Raw genomic sequence first — 23,616 nt, forward strand, 5'->3', positions numbered from 1 at the left:
GACAGTTTACTTTTATTTATTGATTTCCCATTCAAAACCATCTTTGGTGTCTTTCACCACGATGCCTAAATTAGTTAATTCATCTCGAATGCGATCGGCTGTAGCCCAGTCTTTATTCTTTTTGGCTTCATTTCTTGTTGTTAGTAATAAGGATATAACCTTATCCAGCATTTCATTACTGGTATTCGCTTCTTCCTCTGCTTTCAATCCCAATACATCAAAAATTAATTTCTGATACAAAGTCTTTAGCTTTTCCAGGTTGTTTGCATCAATCTTCGCATTTCCGGCAGCCAAAGCATTTATTGTTTTCACACCATCAAACAAATGAGCAATTAGAATTGGTGTATTTAAATCGTCATTCAAAGCATCGTAGCATTTGCCTGTCAATTCCTCTGCATCAATAGTACTGGTCTCAGAAACATTAATTTTATTCAATGTTGCGAGGGCGGTCATCAATCGCTTGAATCCTTTTTCAGCAGCTTTTAATGCATCATTCGAAAAATCCAGTGGACTGCGATAATGAGCCTGAAGCATAAAGAAACGAACAGTCATCGGACTATAAGCCTGTTCCAAAACGTCGTTCTCGCCCGAGAACATTTGCGACAAGGTGATGAAATTCCCTAGGGATTTCCCCATCTTTTGTCCGTTGATGGTAATCATGTTGTTGTGCATCCAATAATGCACAGCTTCGTGTCCGTGTGCTCCTGTTGACTGGGCAATCTCACATTCGTGATGTGGAAATTGTAAATCTAATCCACCACCATGGATATCAAACTCTTCTCCTAAATATTTTTGGCTCATTGCAGAACATTCCATGTGCCAACCCGGAAATCCATCACTCCATTTCGATGGCCAGCGCATAATATGCTCCGGAGCTGCTTTCTTCCACAGGGCAAAATCAAAGCTATTCTTCTTCTCGCCTTGTCCATCCAGTTCACGGGTATTAGAAATCAGATCCTCAATCTTTCTTCCCGAAAGTTTTCCGTAATCATACTTTTTACTGTAGGCTTCCACATCAAAATAAACAGATCCATTGCTTTCGTAGGCAAAACCATTAGCAAGCAATTGATCAATCATAGCCATTTGCTCCATGATATGTCCTGAGGCACGAGGCTCAATACTAGGCTTTCGCACATTCAAATCATCCATATCCTTATGGTAACGATCGGTATAAAATTGCACCACTTCCATTGGCTCCAATTCTTCTAAACGAGCCTTTTTTGCAATTTTATCCTCTCCCTCATCGGCATCATTTACCAAATGTCCTACGTCGGTAATATTTCTAACGTAACGTACCTTATAACCCAGGTGAGTTAAATATCTGAAAAGTAAATCGAAAGTAATTGCCGGACGAGCATGCCCCAAATGAGCATCACCATATACCGTAGGACCACAAACATACAAACCAACATGGGATGCATTAATGGGTTCAAACAATTCTTTTTTGCGATTTAGTGTATTATAAATGAACAACTTGTTTTCCATATTCGTAATAATAAGTCGAAATTGTAATTGGGGCTGTAAAATTATAAAAAATTATTGCTCGGAATGTGTAATCCAGCGAATAATCTTAGAATTCTGATAGATAGCAGTTTTTACCAATATGCCATTTGCATCATAGAAATACCTTTTTCCGTTGAGAAATTTCCCATCGGCAAAATCTCCTTCCCGATCGGGTTTCCTGAATTTGTTGTAAAGAATATAATGCCCATTTCCAGAAAATACATCAGTTGTAGTACCTTGTTTCTGAGCCTTCTCAGGCGTCCGCGGATATTCCACACAAGATCCTTCCTCTAATTGCCCTTGGGAGAAATGCTTTTTACTCCTTAACTCACCATTCTCATAAAACTCCTGAATCTCACCTTCCTTATTACCATTAAACCAATTTCCCTTAATAGATACTTTTCCATTTTCATGATAATATTCCTGATATCCCGTTCGCTTGCCATATTTATTAAAGAAAAAGTGACCCGATATATTTCCTTTCTCAGAATAACAATAATACTCTCCTTCCCAATGATCACTTACCCAATTCCCTTTTTCCAACAGGTTTCCATTAGCGTAATAGGAACACATTTCTCCATTGGGTATGCCATTTACGAATTGAATTACATAGGACAAAATACCATCTTTCCGATAGTTTTTCCAGATACCATTCTTTTTGTTGTTAATATAATTTCCTTCTCTTATCTTTACACCATTACAATATTCTATCCAAGATCCTTGTTTTCGATTTTCTTTATCAACCTGGTTGATGGTATTCTGAACAACTTCTCCAAAGGAAACATGACAAATCACCAATGGTATTACCCATAAAATAAGGCGATGAAATATTGGCTTAATCGATTTGAAAAAATGTAATTTCATGAAATGTCTATGGCTGTAAATAAGCCAATTCTTTAATATAAAATTGATGGAACTGCCGGGTAAAATACAAATTTTATTCTTACTTTAATTTAAAAGCTATTTTTCAGATCAAATCTTAATAAAGATTTATAAAATGACAAAAAAACGTAAAACAACAGGACAACGACATAATCGTAAAAGCCTGGAAAAACTGATTATTAACATCTTTACAAATAATCCAACCAAGACATTTAACTACAAACAAATTTCAAGAGAATTGGATATAAAAGACATGGGTATAAAACAGCTCATTGTTGGAATTTTATTCGATTTGGTGGAGCTGGAATATCTTCATGAAATCTCAACAGGAAAATATAAACTAAAATCAAAAATAGGCAATATAACTGGTGTGGTTGACATGACTGCAAGAGGTGCTGCCTTTATTGTTTCGGAAGATCTGGAAGAGGATGTTTTCGTATCGCAGGCCAATTTAAACCGAGCTTTGCATGGTGATGTGGTAAAAGTTTCTCTATATGCCAGAAAAAAAAGCAAACAACCCGAAGGAGAAGTGGTGGAAGTTATAAAACGCAAAAAAACCACTTTTGTAGGCATTGTTGATATCTCAAAAAATTATGCCTTTTTAGTATCATCAGGCAGGCAAATGCCCTACGATATATTTCTTCCATTAAGTAAGCTGAATGGAGCTCAAAACGGCGATAAGGCAATTGCGCAAATCATCGAATGGCCTAAAAAATCTAAAAATCCGGTTGGACAGATTGTTAGCGTGCTTGGAAAACCAGGAGAAAACGACACCGAGATGCACGCCATACTTGCTGAATTTGATTTGCCTCATCAATTTCCGGAGAAAGTAAATGAGGCAGCAGAATTAATTTCTGATAAGATCACAGATGAGGAAATTACCAAGCGAAGAGATTTTAGAAACATTACTACTTTCACCATCGACCCTCAGGATGCCAAAGATTTCGACGACGCACTATCGATTCGTGCATTGGAAAATGGAAATTGGGAGGTCGGCATTCATATTGCGGATGTTACCCACTATGTTAGGAAAGGAAGTATTATCGAGCAGGAAGCTTTTGAGAGAGCCACTTCAGTATATTTAGTAGATCGGGTGGTGCCGATGTTACCGGAACGATTGTCAAACGGAGTTTGTTCCCTGCGGCCTAATGAGGAAAAACTTACCTTTTCTGCTGTTTTCGAAATGGACGATAAGGGCGATATTCATAATAGCTGGATAGGCAAAACAGTAATCAATTCAAATAGGCGTTTTACCTATGAAGAAGCTCAGCAGATCATTGAAACAGGAGAAGGAGACTTTAAGGAAGAAGTTTTACAACTTGATATTTTAGCCAAATTTCTTCGTGAGAAACGCTTTAAAAATGGAGCGATTGACTTCGATCGTTTTGAAGTAAAATTCGAAATTGATGAAAAGGGAAAACCAACAAGAGTTTTCTTTAAGGAATCGAAAGACTCGAATAAATTGATTGAGGAATTTATGCTGCTTGCCAACAAACGAGTAGCCGAAAGCATTGGAAAGGTTGCCAAAGGGAAAAAGGTAAAAACCTTTGTTTACAGGACACACGATCAACCCAATCCTGATAAGTTAAATACCTTTAATCAGTTCATTCGCAAGTTTGGTTATGGAATTAAAACAAGCAATGCAAATGCCATCTCTACTTCATTAAATTCTCTTTTGCATGAAGTAAAAGGCGAGAACATTCAAAATTTGGTAGAAACGCTTGCCATTCGATCTATGGCAAAAGCGGAATATTCCACTGTAAATATTGGTCATTATGGCCTGCATTTTGATTTTTATTCGCATTTCACTTCACCTATCCGAAGATATCCAGACATGATGGTGCATCGCCTGTTGGAGAAGTATTTTGCGGGAGGCAAATCGGCTAATGCAGACAAATACGAAGAGTTTTGTCAACATTGTAGCGAAATGGAGCAGAAAGCAGCAAATGCAGAAAGATCCTCCATTAAATACAAGCAAGTTGAATTTATGCAGGAGCATGTAGGTCAAGATTTTGAAGGAACTATTTCCGGTGTAACCGAATGGGGATTTTATGTGGAATTGGACGAAAACAAATGTGAAGGTATGGTCTCGATTCGCGAACTGGAAGATGACTTTTATGAATTTGATGAAGACAATTACTGCATTGTTGGACGTCATCACCGAAAGATCTATCAGTTGGGAGACAAAATAAACATTCGCGTTGCTAAAGCCAATCTGGTTGCCAAACAACTCGATTTTGTTCTTGCTGATAAGGAATCAGAAGTTTAAATATCACAAAAGAGGCAGTTCTATTAATGTTAATAGAACTGCCTTTTACTTGGATAAACAGTTTTCTACTTCTTAAAAATTAAGAAGTTATAAACATCTATCAAAACATTTCCTATTCCTTTATGAAAGGGAAATAATTTCTTCCTGAATTTTACTAACAGAAAAAGTAGCATGTCCACCTTTCTGGAGTTCAAATTCCTTAATATAAAAGAAAGCGTTCATTTCGTACATCCGCTCTTTTTATGTAATTTTGGTTGAAAGGCTGATTTTCCGGCATTTTTCTTTCGATGAATTCCTGAATATATCTCAAACAACATACAAACGATCCTATTTCGCATGAAGAAAGTACTAATCATAGATGATGACCCTACAATTTGCATGATGCTTCAAGGATTGCTGAAGCGAAAAAATTTTGATGCAGACACCGTCTTTTCTGCTGGAGAAGCCCTTAAGAAGTTGGAGATTCAGGCATTTGATCTGGTATTAAGTGATTTTCGTTTACCCGATTTTGATGGGTTGGAACTATTGCAGAAAATAAAAGCGATGCTTCCTCAGGTTCCTGTCATCATCATGACATCCTATGCGGATATCAGAACGGCAGTTAGTGCGATAAAGATGGGAGCTTTTGAATATGTAACCAAGCCTTTAAATCCGGATGAAATTTTATTGCTTATCAATTCCGCTCTTGAAAAATCAGAATTACTTCAAAATTCAGAGAGAGCCAAAAAAATTAAATCAAAGCATACCATTGAATTTGTTCGGGGAAATAGTTCCAATGCGCTTCAAATTGATCAATATATCAAGTTGGTAGCACCAACCGATATGTCGGTAATCATCGAGGGAGAAAGTGGTACTGGAAAAGAAATTGCAGCACGCAGAATTCATGCGGAAAGCAATCGTAAAAAAAAGGTATTTGTTGCTGTTGATTGTGGTGCACTATCTACAGAACTAGCCGGAAGCGAATTATTTGGACATGCAAAAGGCTCCTTCACCGGTGCAATTAACGACAAAGAAGGTCAATTTGAAGCCGCAAAAGGTGGCACCTTATTTTTAGATGAAATAGGTAATCTATCTTACGAAATACAGGTAAAGCTCCTACGTGCCCTACAAGAAAGAAAAATACGCAGAATAGGAAGCAATAAAGATATTGATGTGGATGTACGAATCCTGGTTGCCACAAATGAAGATCTTTCTCTTTCTGTAAGTAATGGGGAATTCAGGGAAGATTTATACCATCGCCTGAATGAATTTAAAATTACAGTGCCCGCTTTAAGAAACAGAGTAGAAGACATTGAATTGTTCGCAAATTACTTCTTGGAATTATCCAATAACGAATTACATAAAAATGTAAGTAAATTTTCCCCCGAAGTATTAGAAAAGTTCAAAGATTATTCCTGGCCTGGCAATCTTCGTGAATTACGTAATGTTGTCCGCCGCTCTGTATTATTAAGCCCGGAAAAACAAATCGAAATTAGTAGTCTGGCCAACGAAATATTAAGGGAGAACAAAAGCAATGATGTGGTTTTGGAGGGATCCAATTTAAAATTAATTCAAGCGACAAATGAGAAGGAATTAATAATAAACACTCTTCGAAAAGTGAATTTTAATAAATCGAAAGCGGCAAGATTACTAAATATCGATCGCAAAACCCTATACAATAAGATAAAACAATACGGAATAAAAGTATAAAATTATACTACGAAATTATCTCATTTCGTATCGAAGAAATCACGACACTTGTATTTTTTTCAACTCTAAAAATCAATTGCTTAATTAGATTTACGTCTGGTTTTACATCAGATTTACAATGTAACAATTCCTCTAATTGTCTTAAATTTGGTGTAACAGATTCAACTTTTAATTGGTTAAAAGAAGTAAGCATTTTGTGTGCAATTGAGCCAACTTTAAGATAATCTTCCTCTTTATAAGCCATATTCAACTCCCTAATATTCTCTTCTGCAGAACGTATAAATTGATTTATAATTTGCTGGATCAGTTCCGGATCATCCGATGTAAATTGCTTTATTGGACTTAGATCAAACAATATGGGAGCGGAATCCTCTTCAATTTGACTATTTTCTATAGAATTAATTTCAGATTTTTCAATCAAACATTCATTCAGTATATTCATCAAGATATCCTCATCAAAAGGCTTCACCAAGCATTCCGTCATTCCGGAGGCTATATATTTCTGAAGGTCGGATTCCCGAACATTAGCCGTAAGTGCTACTATTGGGATACTCCCCATTTCTCCCTCTTTTATATTTCTTATTCTACGACAAAGCTCAATTCCGCCCATTTCAGGCATGTGAATATCCGTTAACACCATATCGTAAGAATTCTTTTGGAGCAAATCCCAGGCTTTAGAACCATCTTCCACAAAATCAGCTTTCAGTTTCCAACCATTAAAAATCGTCCTGATCAGCAGTAAACTGTATTCATCATCATCAGCAATCAGAAACCTTTTGGTTTGCAGCTTAGCGACTTGCCCATTCATGATTTGCTTAGTAGTCACAACTTCTCCGTGAGTTGATACTGCCAAAGGAATTCGAAGTGTAAAGCAGGAACCTTCTCCTATTTCACTTTCTACATACAGGTCTCCGCCAAGCAAATGAGCCAAGCGTCGGCTAATAGCTAAACCAAGTCCTGTTCCACCATATTTTCTTGCCGAAAAAGAATCTGCCTGACTAAAATCTTCGAAAATAGTCTCCAATTTATCATCAGCAATCCCAATTCCTGTATCTTTCACATCTACTTGAAAGAGAAATCGATCTCCCTGCGGAATAAGAGCGGCATTAATTTTTACACTTCCTTTAGCGGTAAATTTTAATGCGTTCGATCCCAGGTTTAATATTATCTGTTTAATACGAAATGGATCGCTAGATAATAGTATTTCTGAATCCCCCTGAAATTCCCAAGTGAAATCCAATTTTCTTAACTCAGCATTAATCTTCAGCACATCAAAAACATCAGAAATGATGGAATATGGTTTAAATCCAATATTTTCGATACGCAACTTCCCTGCTTCAATTTTAGAAAGATCCAGAATTTCATTCACCAAGCCCAATAAATGCTTGGATGAATTTTTTAACACCTTCACAAAATGCTGTTGTTGTGCTTCCAGTTTTGTTTTATTCAACTGATTTGTAAATCCAATAATGGCATTTAAAGGAGTACGAATTTCATGACTCATGCTGGATAAGAAGTCCTCTTTAACCTTGGCCAATTTTTCAGCCCTGCCTTTGGCCACCAAAAGTTCTTTCCGATAAAAATTACTCTTGGTAATATCCATCAAAATAAAAATGATGAATAAGATACCCAGAACAAAAGCAATCATGATGATAATGGAGATCGTAAATATTGAATTACTTGCAATCTGTTTCGCTTTCACTGATGCTTTCGTTAATTGTTGCATCCTTTCCTTTTCCAATTGATTGAGCAATAGCTTAATTTTATCCCAGATAAGGCTATTTTCTTCCACCAACTGAAGTTCCTCCCTGGAAACGATATCTCTATTCAATTGTTCTTTTTGTTGAGCTATTTGTAACATATTCTCCAAACTCCGCAACAAACTATCTTCCTGCGGCAGATAACTGGTATCCACTTTTACTTCCGTTCTCTTCACTACTGTTTCCAGAGAATCCACTCCCCTTTCCTCGGCTTTTTTGCCTTTAAATAAACGATTAAAAAAGGTTTGCTTCTTTTCTTTAACTTCAGCAGCAGTCATTACTGTATCAAGAAAAGTAAAAGTGGTGGTGGTTGTTTTTATTTTAGTTTTCGCAGAATCAGAAACTTCGCTAAGTTGCCGAATTGCCTTTTGCGATAGATTTTCTTTCTCTTTGTTTCGTTTCAGAATCACAAACTTCTCCAGTCGATCAGCACGTTCATTTAATAAGTAATTCATCGAATCAATTAACAGATTAGATACACTACTATCCAAATTAAAATGACGCAAAGAATCCAGTTCAGACTGAATTTCGAATACATTCCTGGCATATAGTTCCAGATAACGCTCTTTCTTGGTAAGGGAATAGATTCTAATTTGGTTCTCAGCCTCGGAGAGACTTGTGAGAATGTGATTCATTCTTGCTATTTCTGCATCCGGTTTCGACAATGAAACTACCGAATTAAAAAGCTTATTATAGGATTGATATGCAATAAACAACGAAGCTAATATTGCCAGGAATACAAAAACATATCCCATTATAACTTTTATTTTTATGCTACTTCGACGTTCTGATGCCATCTGATAAGGAACTATATTTTAAAATCTTATCCAAGATACGGAAAGTAAAGAAGATTTTCATAGGTTAACTCAAACCCTCTTATTCCTCAAATATCTCAACCTGTAGAAACATTACACATTTTCTGTAGAAATATTCCACACATTTGAAATGTCACAAATAATCAAGAAATGGTTATTCAACTATTACAAAATTACATTCTACTGATATTGTGACAACTACAGCTTCGAAATAAAAGACTACCAACAAACAACTAGTTCTGGCACAATATTCCCTTACTTAATATGAACAAAAACTAAATCTCTAAATATTACTCTATGAAACGAATAATTATAGCATTATTGATTGTCCCTTTTTTTATGTCTTGTAACCAAAAAGAGTTAAAGCAACTAAAAGAGCAAAATCAACAACTAACTTCTATGGCTAAGCAGAAAGATTCAACAATAAATGATTTTATTGAGTCTTTAAATACAATAGAAGAAAATCTTGATATCATTAAGAAAAAGGAAGCGATTATCGCAGTAAATTCTGAAAATCCTAATCAATCTCAGAAACAAAAAATTGCAAGCGATATGACTTCCATCAACAATTTGTTGGAACAAAATAAAACCAAGATTACAGATCTTGAAAAGAAATTAAATAATAGCTGGTATCAGAATTCTAAATTACGCAAGCTAACCGATAGATTAAGAACTGAGTTAGATGCAAAAGAAACTGAAGTAACTGCATTAAATGAAAAAGTTGCAAAGCTTAACATTGAAGTAGAAAACTTAAATGGCACTGTAACAGAACTAAACGGAACAGTAGTAGCATTAAATACAGAAAATGATACTAAAACTAAGGTTATTGCAGAACAAACTAGTGAATTGAACACTGGTTACTATGTATGCGGAACCAGCAAAGAATTGCAGGAAAAACATGTAATTACCAAAGACGGTGGATTTATCGGAATTGGAAAAACTGCAATTTTAAATAAAGATTTTAATACGAATGAATTTAAAAAAATTGATATCACCAAAACTACTACAATTCCAGTGAATGGTAAGAAGATCAGTTTTGTAACAAGTCGTCCAAGCAACTCTTATAAGGTTGAGGGAGTTGATAAGGTTGAGGGAATTACAATATTGGATCCAGCAGAATTCTGGAAATCTTCAAAATATCTGGTAGTTTCGGTAAGATAATCAATTCATGGTTGAGTTTTAAGGTTGTCCAAGAAAGGCTGTCCGGAGGGATGGCCTTTCTTATTTTTAGTAGTATTAAAGTATGTAAGTAAGATTTTCACTGCTATCCATCTCCTCTTGACAGCAAAAAAATTAGCTTAAAACTATTACGATAGAAAAGAACAATTGCATCGCTCGATTATTACACCTCCACCGAGTCTAATATTGTTAGAATATTTGCTTTTATTTTGAATGTTACTGAGTTTTTGTATTTTAGTATTTAAATTCGTTCTAAATTAAAATAAAAAACATGAAAGAAGCATATCAAATTAATAAGGTGTATTCTATACTTCTGATTTTAGCAGGAATATTTGGGTTTTTCTCCAGATATATTGAGATTGGCGACACACAATTTACAGCGCTCATTCCAATGTTTTTCGGAATAATACTCTATTTCTGTACTCAAGGAATTCGAAAAGAAAATCCCGCAATAGGCCATGTAGCTGCATTGCTTACCAGTTTACTCATTATCATGTCCATTGTAATGTTATCCAAAGGGATTTTGGGGGATACTGGTTGGGGACGAAAGCAATGGATATTCCTACTTATTATTATGGGAGGTGTCTGGAGTATTAGAAGTCAGATTAATTATTTTAGAGCACAACGAAAAAGAAAAGCAGCTCAAACCAAGTCATAAAAAAAGCCCTAAAGGGCTTTTTTTATGACTATATTTTCAATCTATTTATTTTTCACAAAATAGCTCCGCTGAAATAAAAGGATAAAGGAAACTCCTATCGTAATATACGAATCAGCGATATTAAAAACTGGTCGGAAAAATATATAATGTTCACCAGACCATATTGGCATCCAATCCGGAAATCTACCTTCTAATAAAGGAAAGTAAAGCATATCTACCACTTTTCCATGTAAAAAACTTGCGTAACCACCATCCTTGGGTAAGAATGTTGCCACCTGATAGAAGCTATCGTTAAAAACTAATCCATAAAAGGCACTATCTATAATATTTCCCATTGCACCGGCAAAAATCAGTGCAATAGATACAATTAATCCTAAAGGTGCTTTCTTCAGGCAAATATCATACAGATACCATCCGATACCACAAACTGCAAAAATACGGAATAAGCTAAGCAGAATCTTTCCCCATTCTCCTTCTAACTCCATTCCAAATGCCATTCCATTATTTTCAATAAAATGGATCACGAACCAATTTCCGAATATCGAGAATTCTTCGCCTAGCATCATATGGGTTTTAATCCATATTTTTAGTGCCTGATCTAAAATCAAAAGCAATGTGATAAGTGCTACCGATTTCTTAAATAAAGACATATCTTGTTTTTTTGATTATCTATTGAGAGATTTATTGCTTCCAAAGCAATGTAAACCTCTGATTTTAAACAAAAATGATTGGAAGAAAATCTTCCAATCATTTTATATATCCTAATGCTTAAATTTAGACTTGTTTATTCTTGGCCTCGATACTTAAAGTAGCATGAGGTACTGCGCGAAGTCTCTCCTTGGAGATTAATTTACCAGTTTCACGGCAAACACCATAAGTCTTATTTTCTATCCGAATCAAGGCAGCTTCCAAGTGAGAAATAAACTTTGCCTGACGTTGAGCCAATCGACCAGCTTCTTCTTTTGATAAAACTGAAGCGCCCTCTTCCAAAACCTTAAATGTTGGGGAAGTATCTTCAATATCATTACCGGAACTGTTAGATATAACAGCCTTCAACGTTTCAAAATCCTTTTTGGCTTTTGTAAGTTTTGCTAGAATCAATTCTTTGAATTCCTGCAAATCCTCATCTGTATATCGCTTCTTTTCTGTCATTATTTCATTTTTTTTTAAAGATAACAAAAAATCGATTATTCACTAACCTTTTCAATCTTAATAAAGCTCTCAATACCTTGTTCAATTTCTACAGCTTTCGCTTCGTTTTCTGCAAGCTTCTCAACTAATTCTACGCTAACTGCTAGTGTCTGACTACCAATGTAATCTTTGTGAGCAAGCACAGCATCATTGATTGATTCATGCATCATAATTTCAAGCTTGATCTTGTCTGTAACATCAAAATTACTGTCTTTTCTCAAGTTTTGAATCCTATTGATAAACTCACGAGCAATTCCTTCCTGTCGCAAATCTTCGGTGATGTTTACGTCCATTGCCACAGTAAGTTTCCCATCGTTGGCAACTAACCAACCAGGTATGTCTTCTGAAATGATCTCCACATCTTCCAAACTAAGCTCAACGTTTTGTTCATTTACAAGAATACTATAACTTCCAGCCCTTTCAAATGCAACGATATCTTCCTGACTCATCTGTGCAATTGCTGCAGCAATTTGTTTCATGATCTTGCCATACTTAGGACCTAAAGTTTTAAAGTTTGGCTTAATTTTTTTCACTAAAACACCCGAAGTATCCGTAATGAATTCCATTTCTTTCACATTGATCTCGGCAAGAACAATATTTTTAATTGCTTCCAATTGATCTACCATCGATTCGTCCAGGATAGGAATTATAATCTTGCTTAATGGCTGACGAACCCGAATCTTCACTTTTCGGCGTAATCCCAACGACATAGAAGATATTTTCTGAGCCATATCCATTCTTTCCTCCAATGCTTTGTCGATAACTTCCCCATCATATTGAGGAAAATCAAGCAAATGAACAGAATTTTCGGTAAATCGATTGGTTACCGAATTCAGATCGTTAAATAAGCGATCCATATAAAATGGTGCAATTGGCGAAGCCAAAACAGAAATGGTCTCTAAACATTTATAAAGTGTTTGATATGCAGAAACCTTATCAGTAGTTTTTTCACCTCCCCAATATCTCTTACGAGACAAACGTACATACCAGTTTGATAGATTTTCAGAAACAAATTCCTGAATTGCTCTACCGGCACGAGTTGGTTCGTAGGATTCGTAACATTCCCCTACTTCTTTGATTAAAGAATTTAATAAGGACAGAATCCAACGATCAATTTCCGGACGATCTTCCATTGTAATATCAGCTTCGGAATAATCAAAGCCATCGATATTTGCATACAATTGAAAGAAACTATAGGTATTATATAAGGTGCCAAAGAATTTACGACGAACTTCTTCCACTCCCCCCAAATCAAATTTCAAGTTATCCCAAGGTTGGGCATTTGTAATCATATACCAACGCAAAGGATCAGATCCATATTTTTCTATTGTAGAAAATGGATCCACGGCATTTCCGAGACGTTTCGACATCTTGTTTCCCTTGGCATCCAATACCAAACCATTAGAAATGATATTTTCGAAAGCCACACCATCGAAGACCATAGTTGCAATGGCATGCAAGGTAAAGAACCATCCACGAGTTTGATCCACACCTTCGGCTATAAATTGAGCAGGGAACATCTTATCAAAGTTCTCCTTGTTCTCAAAAGGATAATGTTGCTGTGCATATGGCATAGAACCGGAATCAAACCAAACATCGATCAAATCTAATTCACGAACCAGTTTTTTACCAGAATCACTAACCAGAATAACATTATCGACATACGGACGGTGCAAATCGAATTTCTCGTAATTCTCTTTACTGTTATCACCTTCCACATACTCTGCCAGAATATTTTCGGTCATGAAACCAGCTTCGATTGATTTTTCAATTTCGGCCTTTAATTCAGCAACCGAACCAATACATTTTATATCCTTACGATCCTCGCTAACCCAAATAGGTAGAGGAGTTCCCCAATAACGAGAACGAGAAAGATTCCAATCCTGCAAATTTTCCAACCATTTTCCAAAACGACCTTCACCAGTTGATTTTGGTTTCCAGTTAATAGTTTTATTCAATTCAATCATCCGATCGCGTACGGTTGTTGATTTAATAAACCAGGAATCCAAAGGATAATATAGAATAGGCTTATCAGTTCTCCAGCAATGAGGATAATTGTGAACATGTTTTTCCACCTTAAATGCCAGATTGCCTTTTTTCAATGCAACAGCTATGTCGATATCTAAAGTAGCATTATCATCAGTAAGGCTTTCATCGTAAGCATTCTTCACGAAGCGACCAGCATATTCGTTATATGCCTCTACATTCACGTAATTTTTCACAAATTCCTCATCCAAATCCTCTAACAAGAAGAATTTACCGGTTCTATCAACCATTGGTTGCATCTTCCCTTCCTTATCGCGGAGGATGAGTGGGGAGATATTGGAAGCTTTCGCAACCCTATCATCATCAGCACCAAAAGTAGGTGCAATATGAACGATACCTGTACCATCTTCGGTAGTTACAAAATCACCTAAGATTACTCGGAAAGCATCACCTTCCGGTTTCACCATTGGCATCAGCTGCTCGTAACGAATTCCTTCCAAATCCGTTCCTTTGCACTCCGAAAGAATTTTGAAAGTTAAACGTTTATCGCCTGGTTGATAATCATGCAATTCCAGACCTTCATATTTTTTATCGAAGAAATTATAGAATAAATCTTTCGCCAGCACCACTGCACATGGTTTTCCGGTATATGGATTAAAAGTGCGAACACGATAATATTCCACTTTAGGGCCAACTGCCAAAGCAGTATTGGATGGAAGTGTCCAGGGAGTGGTTGTCCATGCGATAAAGTAAGCATCACAATCCAATCCTTCGTACAAGAATTCACTCTTCTCCTCACGGGCTATCTTGAACATAGCAACCGCCGTAGTATCTTTTACATCCTTATAGCAGCCAGGCTGATTTAACTCGTGGGTTGACAATCCCGTTCCGGCAGCAGGAGAAAATGGCTGTATGGTGTAACCTTTATACAACAAATCTTTTTCGAACATCTGCTTCAGCAACCACCAAAGCGTTTCGATATAACGATTATCGTAGGTAATATATGGGTTTTCCATATTCACCCAGTAACCCATTTTGGAAGTTAAATCCTCCCACTCACGGGTATATTTCATCACATTGGTACGGCAAGCATTGTTGTAATCATCCACCGAAATCTTTTTACCAATGTCTTCTTTTGTAATTCCCAGTTCCTTTTCAACACCCAATTCCACAGGCAATCCATGTGTATCCCAACCAGCTTTACGGTTTACCTGAAAGCCTTTAAGTGTTTTGTATCTGCACACAATATCCTTAAGGGTACGTGCCATAACGTGGTGAATACCTGGCATTCCATTAGCGGATGGAGGTCCCTCATAGAAAACAAAATCGGGATGACCTTCGCGAGTCTCCAAACTCTTTTCAAAGGTTTTATTTGCTTCCCATTCTTTTAAAATATCCTTATTGATCTGTGAAAGATCCAGGTTTTTGTATTCCGGAAATTTAGTGCTCATTTATATTAATTTTATCTTGTATTCGCTAAAAAGTTTACAAATATAGAAAAAATACAAGACTTGCTGAACCTAGTGATCGCATTTACAAAGGGATAAACATTTTTCAATCAGTGAGTCAATGAGGGTAATTCCAGACAAATTGCAGATCGCTTATAAATCGAAATTAATAGATAAAATTAGCTTATAATTTGAAAGTTAAAATAGAAAAAAAGACCCCAAACATTTCTGCTTAGGGTATTCTATTTAGCTGAAATTTTAATCTTGTAGAATCTACATCTTCTAAAATTCTACAATAAACAATCTCAAAAAAATTAAAATATTACTTATACTTCTTTTTTTGATTACTCCTTTTTTCAAGAAAAAGAATTAGGAACCAGGCAGATGTAGATCCTATAATCGCAGCAATTATAAGCTTACGATTAAACTCCTCCTGAAAAACAAAATGCTCCACTAAAATGTAAACAATCGAGCAAACCGTGGAGAATATAAGCCCTCCAATTATATTTTGTTTTATTTTTTTCATGATGATTTTGATTTGAAATCCTTATCCAAGAGAATAAGGATATTTCATTCTTTTAAAGACATTAATTCATTATTGCTTCTTTTTTCGATTACGCCATTTTTCAAGAAAAAGAATTAGAAACCAGGTAAATATGGATGCTATAATTGCACTAATTATTAGCGCACGATTAAATTCTTCCTGAAAAACAAAATGCTCCATTGAAATGAGAACAATCGGGTAAACCGCGAAGAATATAAACCCTCTAATAACGTTTTGATTTATTTTTTTCATGATGATTTTTCATTCTTTTAAAAACATTAATTCATTATTGCTTCTTTTTTAGATTGCGTCGTTTTTCAAGAAAAAGAATGAGGATCCAACTTAATACAGCTACTAAAACAGCAAGGACAACTGATATAACAGAAAAGATTCTTCCCTCATAAAGCGTTTGATACAAAATCAAAAAACAAGAAAAAAAAACTACGTAAACTAATCCTCTTAACACATTTGGTTTCATGCTCTTTCTATTAATTTAAATTATAACAGGCAGATTCATAAAAAGGATGACAAAAGCGCTAACTATTTTCATAAAAAAAAACTTTATATCTACAGATACCACAATAAAAACCAGGAAATAGCTTTTAAATTATTTGGAGAGAGCCTATTGCAAGCTCTCTCTATCAATAATAGTAACAAGTATCAATAAATCTTGGTCGGGAATTATCCAGAACATTTATTTAGAGCAATGAGATTTTGCACTGGTATTTATTCTGTTTGTAATTTTCTTATTCAGCTTACTCGTTAGTCTAAAGAAAATTTAATCGTTCTTTCGAGTGTAATTTTATTGATTAAATTTACTTGCTTGTTTCTTGTTACCACAAGCTCCATCAGGTTTATTTATATTTGAAAATAAACCTAGTATTACCAATAGATAAATGAATCACTATTAAAAAACACATAAAGACCATGACAACAGTAAAATCAAAATACCTTGGCGATTTAAGAACAGAATGCATTCACTTGCAATCGGGAAATAAAATATTTACCGATGCACCAACCGATAACCAGGGAAAAGGAGAAGCTTTTTCGCCTACCGATTTGCTTGCTACCGCTTTAGGCTCCTGTATTATGACCATTATGGGAATTGTTGCCCGGGATAATGATATTGATATTGTTGGAACAGAGCTGAACATCACCAAAATAATGACCAGCGATCCTCGGAGAGTTGCCGAAGTAGTGGTAGAATTTAATTTTCCTGACAAAGGATACACCTCGGCAGAAAAAGAGATTATCGAAAGCGTTGCAGGAACCAGTCCGGTGCCATTAAGTTTGCACGATCACATGAAACAAACCATTAAATTAAATTGGGCAAAGTAGCATTTGTTTCTCTTTATCCCCTCATAATTGTAATACACTCTTCTTATGATATTAGTGACCGGTGGAACAGGACTTGTAGGATCGCATCTTTTATTCGATTTGGTGTCGAAAGGGAAAAAAGTGCGCGCCTTAAAAAGAAAAACCAGCAACACACAACTCGTTCGCCAAACTTTTGGCTACTATTCAGAAATTCCCGATGAACTCTTTAATCGGATAGAATGGCTGGATGGTGATATGCTCGATTCCTTTAGCTTGGAAGATGCCTTAGTCGGAATCGGGGAGGTATATCACTGCGCAGCCCTGGTTTCCTTTAGAAAATCAGATCGTAAAAGCATGCAGGATATTAATGTGAAAGGTACCCGCAATTTGGTGAATGCTTGTCTGGATGCCAACATCAGAAAATTTTGCATGGTTAGCTCTGTAGCTGCATTGGGAACCCCCGCTGAAGGCGAAAATACCGTTACCGAAAACACACCATGGAGACCGGAAGATAAAAGATCGGCCTATTCTATCAGTAAATTTAATTCAGAACTGGAAGTATGGAGAGGAATTGAGGAAGGCCTAGATGCTGTAATTGTAAATCCATCCGTGATTCTTGGTCCCGGACAGTGGAACAAGGGGAGTTCCTTGCTTTTTAGCACTGTTGCCAAAGGATTAAAATACTATACCAAAGGAATTACCGGTTATGTTGATGTTCGGGATGTGAGCAAAACAATGATTCAATTGATGGAAAGTGACATTGTGAATGAACGCTTTATTCTTAACAGCGAAGACTGTACTTATGAATTTATTTTCAAGACCATCGCAAAGTATTTAGGAATTGCCGGTCCCACAAAATATGCCAATAGAAAGATGACTGAAATTGGTTGGAGATTGGCTTCTCTGCAAAAAGTATTTCTATTTAAGCAGTCCGGCTTTACGAAGGAAACTGCGCGAGCTGCTCATAATGTGAAATACTTTACTAATCAGAAAATAAAAAACAGCTTGGATTTTGAGTTTATCCCAATAGAGCAGAGTATTACCGATATGGCGAAGCATTACCCAAAATCCCACGCTAAGGAAGCCAAGAATTAATACACCACGAAAGTGTCGAGCTTTATTTCCTATTCCTTTCCTAAAAGCTTTATCACCTCTTTCAAGGTTTTGTTTTCGACTTTTAGGGCTTCCTTTTCAGGATCGAGTGGATTTTGAATATTGATTTCATCCGCAATAATTTTGAAAAAATTTAACTGCAATGCCCAGCTAATATCAATAAGTCGATGAATCTGCAAAGTCGGGCTTTTCAAAATATGATACATGGAATTCATACTAATTTGCAATTTTTTAGCCAAATCAGATGCGCTAAGTCCCTGTTTATTCATTTCTGATAAAATCAATTCATTGATTGGTCTTGGAGTTTTCTCTTGGGGAATCATTATGATGAAATTTTAGCTTAAAAACACGTTCGTTTAATACAAAATACAAATTTTTATTATTTTTTTTAGTATTTTATTTTGATTTCTTTGTATTTTTCCCTGCTTTATTAGTGATTCCCCTTGCTTTATTATTATCTCCCTTTACTTTTTTGGTGTTTTATTTTGTATTGTTAGGCTTTATTTACAATTTCTTATTATTATTCATTGCTTTTCGATACTATATGTGATCTTGAGAAAAAGTAAAAGCCACTCCAAATAAATGGAATGGCTTATATCTATTGTTTTTGTAATCGCTTACAAATGGAAAGCTTCTTTTAATTTCTCGATATAATCTAATTTTTCCCAGGTGAACAATTCTACTTCTCTTTCTACATCCTCGAAATAAGGAGATTCGAAATGCTTCACTACTGTTCTGGGAGTACGACCCATGTGACCATAGGCAGCAGATTCCTCATAAATAGGATTTCGTAATTTCAAGCGTTGCTCAATAGCTGCCGGACGTAAATCGAACAGATCTTTAATTTTATCGGCGATTTGACCATCTTGTAAATTTACCTTTGATTTACCGTAAGTATTTACAAAAATCCCTACCGGTTCGGCAACACCAATAGCATAAGAAAGCTGCACCAAAATTTCATCAGCAACACCTGCCGCTACAAGATTCTTAGCAATATGGCGAGAGGCATAAGCCGCAGAACGGTCTACCTTGGAAGGATCTTTACCCGAGAAAGCACCACCACCATGAGCACCTTTACCGCCATAGGTATCAACAATAATTTTACGCCCCGTTAATCCGGTATCGCCATGAGGCCCACCAATCACAAATTTTCCGGTTGGATTTACATGCAAAATAAAATCCTCATCGAACATTGCCTGTACGCGTTCCGGCAATTGTTTAATCACACGAGGAATCAAAATATTGCGAACATCTTTCTTGATTTTTGCCAGCATCAACACATCATTTGGACCAAAATCATCATGTTGTGTCGAAACCACAATAGTATGCACTCTTTCGATAGTATCATTATCGGCATATTGAATGGTAACCTGTGATTTGGAATCGGGACGAAGATAAGTCATCTCTCTACCTTCCCGGCGAATAGCTGCCAGCTCAATCAATAAACGATGAGAAAGCTCCAAAGACAAAGGCATATAATCATCGGTTTCCTTGCAGGCATAGCCAAACATCATTCCCTGATCGCCGGCACCCTGAGCCATTGGATCTTCACGATCAACTCCGCGGTTTATATCATCCGATTGCTCGTGAATTGCAGACAATACCCCGCAGGATGCGCCATCGAATTGATATTCGCTTTTGGTATAGCCAATGCGATTGATTACGCCACGCGCAACCTCTTGAGCATCGATATAAGTTTTGGTTTTCACCTCACCGGCAAGTACTACCTGTCCGGTAGTTACCAAAGTTTCCAAGGCAACTTTTGAATCCGGATCAAAAGCCAAAAATTTATCCAATAATGCGTCTGATATTTGATCAGCAACCTTGTCAGGATGTCCTTCAGAAACGGATTCTGATGTGAATAAATATCCCATAATGTTTTAGTTTAAAATATTTAAAGTGCTTATCGTTTAAGGTATTTAGAGTATCAAAACAATAATCTAAAAGTATCTCCAACAAATAAAACTTATAACTTCAAGTACTATCAAGCACACAAGGAACTTCAAGTACTTATATTTAAAAATATATCGGAAAGTAATGGATGATTGTATAATTGCAGAAAAGCAATATTACACCATTTAGCATTTTTTTCTGTGGTCGCAAGCAGCCAAATCTTTCCACTTAATTCGGGGCAAAGGAAAGTAATATTTTGGAAAGAAACAAAATCGCAGCAACTGTTTTTTGTCACTTTTCCAGAGATGAATTCTGAAAAACAGACAGTTCCAATACATACAAGACATCTAAGTCTTTATTGTGCTGTTAATTCATGGAAGATATCTTCTAAATTTTTAGTTTGAGATTTCATTTCGAGGATCACCAATTTTTTTGCTACGGCGAATTGAAAAATATCTTTCCGTATATCTGTTGCCGCTACAATCTCATATTTATTTAATCCCGAACGGGTAATTTGAAGTACTCCTTTCAAATCCTTTAATAAATCTTTCTCCACCTCCTTCTCAAACTCCACCGCAAAAACCTTCGAATTAAGATTGGAACTTAAAGAATCCATTTTACGATCGGCAACCAAGCTGCCTTTGTCTACAATTAATACCCTTTCGCAACAAGCCTCCACCTCCTGCATGATATGAGTAGAAAGCATTACGGTTTTTTCCTTTCCAATTTCCTGTATCAAATTTCTAATCTCTACCAATTGATTGGGATCTAATCCTGTAGTTGGTTCATCGAGTATCAATACTTTGGGATCGTGAATTAAAGCCTGAGCAATACCTACCCGCTGACGATATCCTTTTGATAGTGCTCCAATTTTTTTATGCTGTTCCGATTCCAAACCGGTTCTGTTGATCATCTCTGCAATTCTACTCTTTTTGCCCTTTCCTAATTTATAGATAGCTGCCACATGCTCCAGATATTCTTTTATATACATCTCGGGATACAAAGGATTATGCTCGGGCAGATAACCGATTTGTTTACGGATTTCCAAAGAATGCACTTCGATATTCAAGCCATTTACTTCCACAACGCCGGAACTTTGTGGAATATAGCCAGTAATAATTTTCATCATGGTAGATTTACCCGCTCCGTTTGGTCCCAAAAAGCCAACAATCTCCCCCTCATTGATTTCAAAACTCACCCTATCAAGAGCTTTTTGAGCTCCATAATGTTTGCTAACTTCCTGAACTTTAATCGACATGATTTTATTATTTGAGATGCAATATTACCGGATAAACAGCAAGCCCGGCACTTTCTAAAGACCTGCTAAGCATAAACGAACTACCAAATTTATAAATTTTATCACTTACCTTTGCAATTCAATTCAAATTGAAAGAAAATGAATTCTTCACAGCATAACAATTTTTGTAAAAATATCTTCCAATATACTCGCCGTAATTCAAGCGAATGTAAAGTGGGAAATACTCCCTTAGGCGCAAAACATCCCATTCGTGTTCAATCAATGACAAATACAGACACGAACGACATTGAAACCAGTGTTCAACAATCCATCCGAATGATTGAATCCGGTGCAGCCTATGTGCGACTTACCACACAAGGAACAAAAGAAGCCGAAAACTTAAAATTTATCAAGGAAGCTCTAGTAAAGAAAGGATTTGAAACACCCTTGGTTGCGGATATTCATTTTAATACCAAAGCTGCTTTTATTGCAGCAAAATATGCTGATAAAGTGAGAATCAATCCCGGTAATTTTGTGGATAAAAGAGCAGATTTTAAAGATCACAGTTACGGGGATATTAAATACCAGGAAGATCTGCAAAAGATAAAAGATAATTTTGTGCCACTACTTCGCATTTGTAAGGAAAATAGCACAGCACTTCGCATCGGTACCAACCATGGTTCTTTATCCGACCGAATAATGAGTAGATATGGAGATACACCACATGGAATGGTGGAAGCCACTTTAGAATTTTTGCGTATTTGCAAGGAGGAGAATTTTTCGGATGTAGCCATTTCCATTAAGTCCAGCAACACGGTAATGATGGTGAAAACTGTCCGCCTACTGGTCTGCGAGATGGAGAAAGAAAATATGCATTATCCTTTGCATTTAGGAGTTACCGAAGCCGGAGAAGGAGAGGATGGAAGAATTAAATCAGCCGTAGGAACCGGAGCTCTGTTAAACGATGGTATTGGGGATACGGTAAGAATATCACTTACAGAAAATCCTGAAATTGAATCTCCTGTTGGTCAAAAATTAGTTGATTATATTTCCCACAAACAAAATCATCCCCTCATTACTGCTCCTGAAAAAGCAGAAATCAATCTTCTGGATTTTTACAAGCGTAGTACCACTTTGGTGAAAAATATTGGTAGTCCAAAAGTGCCGGTTGTAATTGCAGATCTCAGTCATGAAAAATATTTGCTAACGGATTTGCCGGTGAAAGCAGGTTATATTTTAGATCCTGATAAAATTGAATGGAAAAAAGATAAGCTGGCAGCAGATTTTATATACGTGAACGGATGCGATCCAATTTTTGCTGATTATCCAGAAGATCTGGGAATCATCGTAGATCAGGATTGCTGGGAATTAGCAAATCAATATAGTGAAAACACTTATCCATTATTTCAGGCAGCAGAATTTCTGCATGATGACCTTTCGGGGAATTATAGTCCCATTCATTTTGTAGAATGCACTTATACTGATCTGAGCGAGGCTTTCCTTACTAAAGTAAAGGAAAATCCAAAGGTGGTATTAATATGCAATTCAAACCATCAAAATGCCTTTGCCGAACAGCGGGCGTTTGCATATAGTTTGATTCAAAATAAATGCGATGCTCCCCTCGTTTTCAAACGCTCCTTTACGGATGATATTTTAGAGGATTTCCAATTAAAAGCTGCAAGTGACTTGGGTAGTTTATTTTTTGATGGTTTTGGAAATGGCATTTGTCTTAGCAATCATGGTTATTTGCCAGCTATGGAAATTATCTCCACGGCTTTTGGAATCTTGCAGGCAGCCCGTGTTCGAACCAGTAAAACAGAATTTGTATCCTGTCCGGGATGTGGAAGAACCCTTTTTCAGTTGCAGGATGTAGTTGCAGAAGTAAAAAAACAATTCGCACATCTTACTCACCTAAAAATTGGCGTGATGGGTTGCATCGTTAATGGTCCCGGCGAGATGGGCGATGTAGATTACGGCTATGTAGGAGCAGGACCAGGGAAAATTTCTATTTATAAAGGCCATGAGGTGATTAAAAAAAATATTCCCAGTGAAAATGCAATTCAAGAGCTTATGGAGGTCATTAAAATAAACGGAGATTGGATTGAAAATAAAACAAATTAATTTGTCCATTG

17 protein-coding genes are annotated in these 23,616 nt (G+C 36.3%); 7 read left to right on the forward strand and 10 right to left on the reverse strand.

Going from position 1 to position 23,616, the window contains the following annotated elements; genetic code table 11:
* Positions 1 to 12: 12 nt before the first annotated feature.
* Together cysS and DLK05_RS11565 are read right to left on the reverse strand one after the other, a co-directional pair.
* On the reverse strand, positions 13 to 1,485 hold the full coding sequence (gene cysS / locus DLK05_RS11560) for a cysteine--tRNA ligase (protein WP_127344162.1): 1,473 nt from the start codon (positions 1,483 to 1,485) through the stop codon (positions 13 to 15).
* A 51-nt stretch (positions 1,486 to 1,536) separates the two neighbouring features.
* Positions 1,537 to 2,367 (reverse strand): toxin-antitoxin system YwqK family antitoxin, encoded by an 831-nt coding sequence (locus DLK05_RS11565; RefSeq protein WP_127344163.1) that lies wholly within the window; start codon positions 2,365 to 2,367, stop codon positions 1,537 to 1,539.
* Positions 2,368 to 2,500: 133 nt separating this feature from the next.
* On the opposite strand from DLK05_RS11565, the gene rnr reads away from it, so the two are divergent.
* Together rnr and DLK05_RS11575 are read left to right on the forward strand one after the other, a co-directional pair.
* Complete coding sequence (gene rnr / locus DLK05_RS11570) at positions 2,501 to 4,654, forward strand: ribonuclease R (protein WP_127344164.1); 2,154 nt, start codon at positions 2,501 to 2,503, stop codon at positions 4,652 to 4,654.
* 336 nt (positions 4,655 to 4,990) lie between these two features.
* Positions 4,991 to 6,343, forward strand: a complete 1,353-nt coding sequence (locus DLK05_RS11575) for a sigma-54-dependent transcriptional regulator (protein WP_127344165.1) — start codon at positions 4,991 to 4,993, stop codon at positions 6,341 to 6,343.
* 7 nt (positions 6,344 to 6,350) lie between these two features.
* Here the strand turns inward: DLK05_RS11575 and DLK05_RS11580 are convergent, their stop codons facing one another.
* On the reverse strand, positions 6,351 to 8,858 hold the full coding sequence (locus DLK05_RS11580) for an ATP-binding protein (RefSeq protein WP_209319849.1): 2,508 nt from the start codon (positions 8,856 to 8,858) through the stop codon (positions 6,351 to 6,353).
* 357 nt (positions 8,859 to 9,215) lie between these two features.
* On the opposite strand from DLK05_RS11580, the gene DLK05_RS11585 reads away from it, so the two are divergent.
* Together DLK05_RS11585 and DLK05_RS11590 are read left to right on the forward strand one after the other, a co-directional pair.
* Positions 9,216 to 10,079 carry a Cbp1 family collagen-binding glycoprotein adhesin gene (locus DLK05_RS11585; protein ID WP_127344167.1) on the forward strand — a complete coding sequence of 288 codons (864 nt, stop codon included), beginning with the start codon at positions 9,216 to 9,218 and terminating at the stop codon, positions 10,077 to 10,079.
* A 289-nt stretch (positions 10,080 to 10,368) separates the two neighbouring features.
* Complete coding sequence (locus DLK05_RS11590) at positions 10,369 to 10,755, forward strand: hypothetical protein (RefSeq protein WP_127344168.1); 387 nt, start codon at positions 10,369 to 10,371, stop codon at positions 10,753 to 10,755.
* A 41-nt stretch (positions 10,756 to 10,796) separates the two neighbouring features.
* On the opposite strand, the gene DLK05_RS11595 is transcribed toward DLK05_RS11590, so the two are convergent.
* The 4 genes from DLK05_RS11595 to DLK05_RS11610 form a co-directional block, all read right to left on the reverse strand.
* A complete protein-coding gene (locus DLK05_RS11595; protein WP_127344169.1) occupies positions 10,797 to 11,405 on the reverse strand; it encodes a lipoprotein signal peptidase in 609 nt (202 codons plus the stop codon).
* A gap of 124 nt (positions 11,406 to 11,529) precedes the next feature.
* Complete coding sequence (locus DLK05_RS11600; RefSeq protein WP_127344170.1) at positions 11,530 to 11,907, reverse strand: TraR/DksA family transcriptional regulator; 378 nt, start codon at positions 11,905 to 11,907, stop codon at positions 11,530 to 11,532.
* Positions 11,908 to 11,942: 35 nt separating this feature from the next.
* Entirely contained in the window at positions 11,943 to 15,383 is a 3,441-nt protein-coding gene (gene ileS, locus DLK05_RS11605; protein WP_127344171.1) for an isoleucine--tRNA ligase, read from the reverse strand.
* Positions 15,384 to 15,702: 319 nt separating this feature from the next.
* Complete coding sequence (locus tag DLK05_RS11610) at positions 15,703 to 15,906, reverse strand: hypothetical protein (RefSeq protein ID WP_127344172.1); 204 nt, start codon at positions 15,904 to 15,906, stop codon at positions 15,703 to 15,705.
* A gap of 945 nt (positions 15,907 to 16,851) precedes the next feature.
* Between DLK05_RS11610 and DLK05_RS11615 the strand changes: the two genes are divergently transcribed.
* Both DLK05_RS11615 and DLK05_RS11620 read left to right on the forward strand, forming a co-directional pair.
* Positions 16,852 to 17,262, forward strand: coding sequence for an OsmC family protein (locus tag DLK05_RS11615; protein ID WP_127344173.1), 411 nt, complete (start codon positions 16,852 to 16,854; stop codon positions 17,260 to 17,262).
* Positions 17,263 to 17,307: 45 nt separating this feature from the next.
* Positions 17,308 to 18,336 carry an NAD-dependent epimerase/dehydratase family protein gene (locus tag DLK05_RS11620; RefSeq protein ID WP_127344174.1) on the forward strand — a complete coding sequence of 343 codons (1,029 nt, stop codon included), beginning with the start codon at positions 17,308 to 17,310 and terminating at the stop codon, positions 18,334 to 18,336.
* A gap of 29 nt (positions 18,337 to 18,365) precedes the next feature.
* On the opposite strand, the gene DLK05_RS11625 is transcribed toward DLK05_RS11620, so the two are convergent.
* The 3 genes from DLK05_RS11625 to gldA form a co-directional block, all read right to left on the reverse strand.
* Positions 18,366 to 18,677: a hypothetical protein gene (locus tag DLK05_RS11625; protein WP_127344175.1), complete on the reverse strand. Its 312-nt coding sequence runs from the start codon at positions 18,675 to 18,677 to the stop codon at positions 18,366 to 18,368.
* Positions 18,678 to 18,971: 294 nt separating this feature from the next.
* A complete protein-coding gene (metK, locus tag DLK05_RS11630; RefSeq protein WP_127344176.1) occupies positions 18,972 to 20,228 on the reverse strand; it encodes a methionine adenosyltransferase in 1,257 nt (418 codons plus the stop codon).
* A 374-nt stretch (positions 20,229 to 20,602) separates the two neighbouring features.
* Positions 20,603 to 21,505: a gliding motility-associated ABC transporter ATP-binding subunit GldA gene (gene gldA / locus DLK05_RS11635; protein WP_127344177.1), complete on the reverse strand. Its 903-nt coding sequence runs from the start codon at positions 21,503 to 21,505 to the stop codon at positions 20,603 to 20,605.
* 138 nt (positions 21,506 to 21,643) lie between these two features.
* On the opposite strand from gldA, the gene ispG reads away from it, so the two are divergent.
* Positions 21,644 to 23,605 (forward strand): (E)-4-hydroxy-3-methylbut-2-enyl-diphosphate synthase, encoded by a 1,962-nt coding sequence (ispG, locus tag DLK05_RS11640; RefSeq protein ID WP_127344178.1) that lies wholly within the window; start codon positions 21,644 to 21,646, stop codon positions 23,603 to 23,605.
* Positions 23,606 to 23,616: the final 11 nt, after the last annotated feature.

The sequence above is a fragment of the Ancylomarina longa genome (genome assembly GCF_003996985.1).
Lineage (GTDB): Bacteria > Bacteroidota > Bacteroidia > Bacteroidales > Marinifilaceae > Ancylomarina_A > Ancylomarina_A longa.